Source organism: Anaerococcus porci (assembly GCF_034090325.1).
Lineage (GTDB): Bacteria > Bacillota > Clostridia > Tissierellales > Peptoniphilaceae > Anaerococcus > Anaerococcus porci.
In genome coordinates this window covers 50,153-57,184 of sequence record NZ_JAXDSU010000072.1, presented here as the reverse complement: position 1 = coordinate 57,184, position 7,032 = coordinate 50,153, and the positions used below count along the sequence as shown (strand labels likewise).

Below are 7,032 nucleotides of genomic sequence, written 5' to 3'. Positions count from 1 at the left end.
ATATTTTCTATCACCTTGGATACTTTTCTTGTTGATACTCCTTGAACATACATTTCTAGCATGGTTGCAAATAGTGCTTTTTCATTTCTTTGATATCTTTCAAAGACTTCTGTTGAGAATTTACCATCTCTTGTCCTAGGTACTCTTAAAGTTAATGTTCCTATTTTGGTTGTATAGTCACGTTCATAGTAGCCATTACGATAAGTAGTTCTACTAGGATCTCTTTGATAGGCTGTATTTTCTAAATATTCATCTCTCTCTTTTTCCATAAGTTCATTAAAAACTTTTGTTAAGATAGATTTGGCAATTTTATTATCTACAGATTCATTAATTAAATTTTGTAATTCTTCTTGATTAATTGTAAAATGTAATTGGGTCATTTGTTCCTCCTAGTTTAGTTTTGGACTGTTAAAAACATTGTACTAGTTTAGGTTTCAAATGACCTTTTTCTTTTTACACAATTATACGGACTCTATCTCAATTTTTATTTTCAAAATTTTATATTAAATTTTCTGTTTTAAGAACTTCTCCATATAGTGGAAAAATTTCATTTATTACAAACTCATGTTGTTTCTCTTTTGGAGCTGATATTGCATCTTCAACAAAATATATCTTGTAGTTTAGTTGATATCCATCTCTTGCAGCTGTATCTATACCTATATGGGTAGAAACTCCTGCAAAAACAAGATTTTCTACATTATGACGTCTTAATTCTAAGTCCAAGTCTGTTCCGAAAAAAGCACTAAAACCTCTTTTTGTAACGAGATAATCGTTTTGTTTGAAATCTAATCTATTATCAATTTGATCAAAACTTTCTTTTAAATCTGAAAGAGATCGTAAGTTCTTATCTGCAGGTAAAATGTCTATATTATCTATAAAAGCAGTTCTAACAAAGGCTATAAAGCCATTTTCTTTTCTGAAATTTTTTATCAAATTGTTAGTATTTGCAATAATTTGTTCTGCCTTATGAGGTTTTAAGTCAACAGCAGTTACTCCTTTTTGCAAATCTATTAATATTAAAGCACTTTTTGAAATATCCATTTTAGTATTCTCCTTCTTAAATAAATTGTAAATAAATGTTCTTTATTTCTTCTTCTAAACAGAACTATACCTGTTTTTTGTTTTGATTTTCAACAAAATATAATAAATTGAAAAAAATTTTTTAATCAGTATAATATTTAAAATAGAATATTATAATTAAAATCATAAAGTATTGTAAAAATCGGATATTTATTCATTAAAAAAGTTGAGATGTATTAATATTTTAGTAATTGTGCAAGTACTTTAGCGTCTATTTTTATTGTAGTATGTAAGACTATGAGTGAAACTTGATGTGGCTGATAAGTAAGAAAATTATAGATGTATAAAAATTATCGTTTTGCTGCATTAAGAAATAAACTAAATAAAGGAAAAAATGTAAGATTAAATGATTCGTTAATAAAGAATTTAATTTTAGTATTTAAACAGTGAAAGGAGTTTCATATGAAAATTAGTGCCGCTCAAGCTTTGTTAAAAGAATTGGAACGTTGGGGAATTGATCATATTTATGGTATACCTGGAAGTTCTTTAAATGGAATGATGGATGCACTTGAAAAAGAAAAAGATAAGATAAGCTATATACAAGTAAGGCAAGAAGGAGCAGGTGCTATGGCAGCTACTGCTGATTATAAATTTTCTCATAAAATAGGGGTAGCATTCGGTTCAGGCGGGCCTGGTGCTAGCAATATGCTTAATGGACTTTATGATGCAAAGCTTGATAGAGTTCCTATGCTTGCTCTTGTAGCCCAAGGAGATTCTACTTTACAAAATACAAGTGGTTTTCAAGAAACAGAAGTTTTACCTTTGTATGAAAATGTAGGTATCTACAATAGGAAAGCTATGAATGCTAAATCTATTCCTTATATGGTAGAAGATGCAATTAGGGCAGCTTATGAATATAAGGGACCAGCTGTTATAATTTTGCACAATGATTTTATGGAGGAGAAAATTAAATATAAACCACTAAGAACTCCGTTAAATGAATTTCAATCACCTCATTATCCAATAAAGGATGAGCAAATTGACGAGGTTGTTGATTCTCTGTTAAAGGCGGAAAATCCTGTTTTATATCTTGGAGAAGGGGTTAGAGGATATAGAGATTTGGCTGTTGCAGTTTCAGAAAAATTTAATTTACCTACTTTATCATCAGCTCTTTCTACTGGGAATTCTTTCCCAAGTGAGCATAAAAATTATCTTGGTGCTTTTGGTAGACTCGGAACAAAGCCTGCTTTTGAAATAATGCAAAATACTGATTTAGTTTTATATGTTGGTTCAAATTTTCCGTTTGCCAGATATTGGAATAAATCTATAAAATTCATTCAAGTTAATAATTCATATAGAGATTTGGGTAGACAAATGCCTTCAGATTTGTCAATCTTAGCAGACAGTGGAGATTTCTTGAATGCTTTATTAGATAGAAAAGAAACAAGAAAAGAAAGCAAATTTTTACTTGCTGCAAGAGAAAATATGAAAAATTGGAGAGATTGGCTAAGGCAAATTGCTGATAGCGAAGCACCACATTTACTTGGGGAAACAGTAATGCTTGCTATAAAGGATAAACTAGCTAAGGATGATTCCTTGTTTGCTCTTGATGTAGGAAATAATAAGGCTCATGCTATAAGAAATTTACCTTTTAATGAGAACCAAAAGATGATTATGAGCGGTAGATTCGCTACTTTAGGTTATGGTCTACCAGGAGGTATTGCAGGAAAAATTTCATATCCTGATAGGGAAGTTTTCACTATTCAAGGAGATGGTGGCTATGCCATGAATATGCAAGAGATTGTAACTCAAGCAAAATATAATTTACCAATTATTAATATTTTGCTTACAGATTTAAGTTTTGGTTTTATTGAACATTCACAAAAAGAAAATTTAGAATATCCTTTTGGTATAAAGATAGCAGATGCAGATTGGGCAAAGACTGCTGAAGCTATGGGAGCTATAGCTTTTAGTGTAAAAACTAAAGAAGAATTAGATAAAGCTATAGAAGAAGTCAATAAATTACAAGAAAATGGCAATAGCAAACCAATTTTTATTGAAGCTAAGATTCTTTATAGGGATCCAGTTGATACAGGAAATATGAAACTTGATTTCAATAAATATTCAAAGGAAGAGATAGAAAAATTTAAAGAAGAATATAAAATAGATCTTCCTAATTATGAAGATTTGATTAAAAAATATTAAGAAAATAAGAAAATTTTAAATTGAGTTAATAAAAACACTCGAATAAGAAGTGTAAAATTTTATGTAAAAAATAGAACAAAAAAACTTAGTTGAGTCTATCCACAAAGTCAAGATTATTATATTTTGTAGATTAATCTATTTCGATATTTATTAATATTATAGTCTTATATAAATTATAGAAAACCATATTCACTCCTCGATTATATAAACGAGGAGTGAACCTATTAATAGGAGTCAGTTTCTTCTTCGTTTAAGTAAAAAAGACTTTTCGAATCTTTCATATAGTATTTCAAATCTTTTTTGTTAGCTATTATCTTATTCATATTTGATGGATATTTATTCTTTCATTTTTATGATTAGTTTTATATTTGTTATTTTTAAAATTGCTTTCAAGTCTTCTCTGATTCTTTTGTGTTTTTCTTTATCTAATATATTTTTATTAGGAGATACAATTAATTTAGAGTATATATTTCTTTAAAAGTTCTAATTTTAGATTTACTATCTCTAGTTTTTGATACTCTTAGATTTAAAGTACCTATTTTTGTTTTATAAACACGTTTAAAGTTATGCTTTCTTATCTAAATACTCATCTTTTTATTTCTACACAATTAAAGTGGTATCCTATTTTTAATCTTGCAAGATAAAGAATATTTTGCAAGATTTTTTATTTCACTAATTTCTACAAAAAAATACAATTAAGTATATAATAATATTAGGAAGAAAGGGAGGGTATTTATGACTTATGTGGAAAATTTTATATCATTTTTGTCCCTTATTAGGATAACTGATATTATTGATATAGCTTTGATTGCCTTTATTACCTACAAGCTATTTTCACTTTTGAAAAATACTAGGGCTGAACAGGTAATGAAGGGGTTTATTTTTGTCTTATTTTTTGCATCAATAGCTGATATTTTTAATCTTAATACAGTATCTTGGCTTATGAATCAATTTTTTACAGTAGCACTTATTTTTATAATTGTAGTTTTCCAACCAGAGTTAAGATCTGCTCTTGAAAGAATAGGTAGGGGGAAGAATTTTTTTGTAAGTGATTCTTATAATAAAAATGAAAGATCTATAGATGAGCTTGTTTCAGCTATGAGTTCTCTATCTAGGCAAAAAATAGGAGCTCTAGTAGTTCTTGAAAGAAAGGTTGGACTTAATGATATTATTGAAAGTGGAACCAATCTTTCAGCTGAGATATCAAGCGAGCTTTTGATTAATATTTTTATACCTAACACACCACTCCATGATGGAGCAGTTATAATAAGAAATGACATAATTGAGGCTGCAGCTTGCTATCTCCCACTTACTTCGAGCAATACCGTAGCAAAAGAGCTTGGTACAAGGCATAGAGCAGCTATAGGAATTAGTGAGAAAAGCGACTGTGTTGTTGTAGTAGTAAGTGAGGAGACAGGAACTATTTCTCTTGTAGAAAATGGAGTTATTAATAGGTACTTTGATGATGAATCTTTAAAAGATAGGCTTAAGAAAGAGCTAATAGAGGGTGAAGATTCAATATTTGATTTTGGAAAGAGTGATAAAGATGAATAAAAAAAATGATAGAAAGTTAATGATTTTATCCATTCTTGTTGCAATCATAATGTGGGCATTTGTTATGACTTCAACTAATCCATCCTTATCGAAGACTATAAGATCTGTTCCACTTACTATTAAAAACCAAGAACAAATCCAAGAACAAGGTTATGCTATTGTTGGAAAAGATGAGGTTTCTAGTGTAAATGTGAGAGTGGAAGGGGCAAGGTCAGATTTAATAGGACTTTCAAGTGAAGACCTTATAGCAAGTGTTGACTTAGGTTCAGCTAGTGAAGGAATAAAGACTGTAAATGTAAAGGTCAATGGACCGAGTGGGATAAGGGTTGAAAGTATTACTCCTTCAAACATAAATTTTAAGATCGAAAAGATTGTAGAAAAGAAATTACCTGTTGACATAAAGATTGATGATAAGATTAAAGATTCAAAGATTATTGAAGTTGCTGAGCAATCTCCTACAGAAGTTTCTGTAAAGGGACTTAGAAAAAATGTTGATAAGGTAGAAAAAATCTTGCTTAAAGTAAAAGATGAGAAGGTGCTAGATGGAAAAATTCATGACATAGGTATAATACCTGTTGATAAAGATGGAAATCTGGTCGAAAAAGTAGAACTTTCTCAAAATGATGTTTCAATTTCTTTTGATGTTTTAGCAAGTAAGGAAGTTGATGTTAAACTTGATACTGTAGGAAGCCTTCCTAATAATATGCAAATCAAAGAAGAGGATATTAATCCTCAAAAGGTAGTAATAAAGGGAGAGGCGGCTGTAGTTGAAAAAATCAATTCTATTTCTACTAAAAAGATTAACCTATCTGAGATTAGTGATAAGAATTTTGAAAAAAGTGTGGAGCTTGAAATTCCTAATGGGATATCCTTAAATGATAATGATGGTTATGTGAATGTTTCATTTAAAGTAGGAAAGTAAAATGAAAGATTATGAAAAAATCTTAAAAAGACTTGAGGAAAATGACTTTGAGTCCTATCTTGTCGGAGGCTTTGTAAGAGATAAACTTATGGGAAGAGAAATTCACGATGCCGATATTGCTACAAGAGCAAGACCAAAAGACATTATGAAAATATTCTCTGACATGAAACTTATAGATATAGGGAAAAAATTTGGAACTATTAAAGTAATATATAATTCAAAAGAATATGAAATAACAACATTTAGGGGAGAGGCTAAATATAAGGATAGAAGACATCCTGATGAGATTGTTTTTTCTGACAAAATCGAAGATGATCTTAAAAGACGAGACTTTACTATAAATGCGATGGCTGAAAGATTCGGAGAAATTATTGACCTATATAAGGGAAGAGATGACTTGAAATTGAAGGTCATTAAGTCTGTCGGAGATCCATTTGAAAGGATTGAAGAAGATTATCTAAGGAGTATGAGAGCTATTAGATTTGCTACAATTCTTAATTTTAGCATTGATGATGATTTAAAAAAAGCTATAAAAAAAGAAGCAGAGTATATTAATTATATAGCTAAAGAAAGAATTTCTGAGGAGTTCAACAAAATCCTTCTTTCAGATATTCCTTCTTATGGAATTAGACTCTTAGATGAGTGTAATCTTTTAGGTGAAATACTCCCAGAAATAAAGGTTATGGTAGGTTTTAATCAAAAGTCATCTCACCATGACCTTTCTTTGTTTGATCATACAATGAAAGTTTTAGATAATACTCCCAAAAACTTAAAGGTGAGAATGGCAGCCCTTTTTCATGATTCAGGAAAACCTGCTTCTATGTTTATAGATGAAAATGGTGAGGGAAGATTTTTTGGTCATCAAGATATATCAGCACAAATTGTAAAAAAAAGATTGAGAATTTTAAAATATCCCAAAAATTTTATAAAAGATTGTGAAAAACTTGTAGCTCATCATATGGATAATACCAATACATATACTAAAAAGTCAGTAAGAAAATTACTTAGAAAAGTTGGAGATGATAATATCTATGATTTATTTGAGCTTCAATGGGCAGATACAGCCGCAACTGTAAATCCATATATAGAAAATATAAAAAATGCCAAGGTTTTATTAAAGGAAATCTATGCAGAAAATTTACCTACAAAGAAAAAAGACCTAGCAATAGATGGTAGAGATATAATGAATTTGGGCTTTAAAGAAGGTAAGATAATAGGTATCATATTAAATGATGTATATGAATTAGTTTTTAATGAGTTATTAGTAAATAAAAAAAATGAAATTATTAAATATATAAAGAATAACTACATTGAAGTTGATAGAAAATAGT

General features: G+C 29.2%; 6 protein-coding genes. 4 read left to right on the top strand and 2 right to left on the bottom strand.

Features of this window, described 5'->3' with window-relative positions:
* Together SOR60_RS07890 and SOR60_RS07885 are read right to left on the bottom strand one after the other, a co-directional pair.
* Positions 1 to 380: transposase (locus tag SOR60_RS07890; protein WP_320595638.1), on the bottom strand; the 380-nt coding region annotated here is incomplete at its 3' end.
* 118 nt (positions 381 to 498) lie between these two features.
* Positions 499 to 1,041 carry a cysteine hydrolase family protein gene (locus tag SOR60_RS07885; protein ID WP_154540246.1) on the bottom strand — a complete coding sequence of 181 codons (543 nt, stop codon included), beginning with the start codon at positions 1,039 to 1,041 and terminating at the stop codon, positions 499 to 501.
* 441 nt (positions 1,042 to 1,482) lie between these two features.
* Here SOR60_RS07885 and SOR60_RS07880 point away from each other — a divergent pair, with 441 nt between their 5' ends.
* The 4 genes from SOR60_RS07880 (at position 1,483) to SOR60_RS07865 (ending at position 7,031) form a co-directional block, all read left to right on the top strand.
* A complete protein-coding gene (locus SOR60_RS07880; protein ID WP_154540248.1) occupies positions 1,483 to 3,225 on the top strand; it encodes a thiamine pyrophosphate-dependent enzyme in 1,743 nt (580 codons plus the stop codon).
* A gap of 735 nt (positions 3,226 to 3,960) precedes the next feature.
* Positions 3,961 to 4,779, top strand: coding sequence for a diadenylate cyclase CdaA (gene cdaA / locus SOR60_RS07875; RefSeq protein WP_154540250.1), 819 nt, complete (start codon positions 3,961 to 3,963; stop codon positions 4,777 to 4,779).
* The gene (locus SOR60_RS07870) at positions 4,772 to 5,701 is read left to right on the top strand and encodes a CdaR family protein (RefSeq protein ID WP_154540252.1); all 930 of its coding nucleotides are present in this window, start codon (positions 4,772 to 4,774) and stop codon (positions 5,699 to 5,701) included. The genes cdaA and SOR60_RS07870 overlap by 8 nt, the downstream gene beginning before the upstream one ends.
* Position 5,702: 1 nt before the next feature.
* The gene (locus SOR60_RS07865; RefSeq protein WP_154540254.1) at positions 5,703 to 7,031 is read left to right on the top strand and encodes a CCA tRNA nucleotidyltransferase; all 1,329 of its coding nucleotides are present in this window, start codon (positions 5,703 to 5,705) and stop codon (positions 7,029 to 7,031) included.
* The last annotated feature ends 1 nt before the right edge of the window (position 7,032 follow it).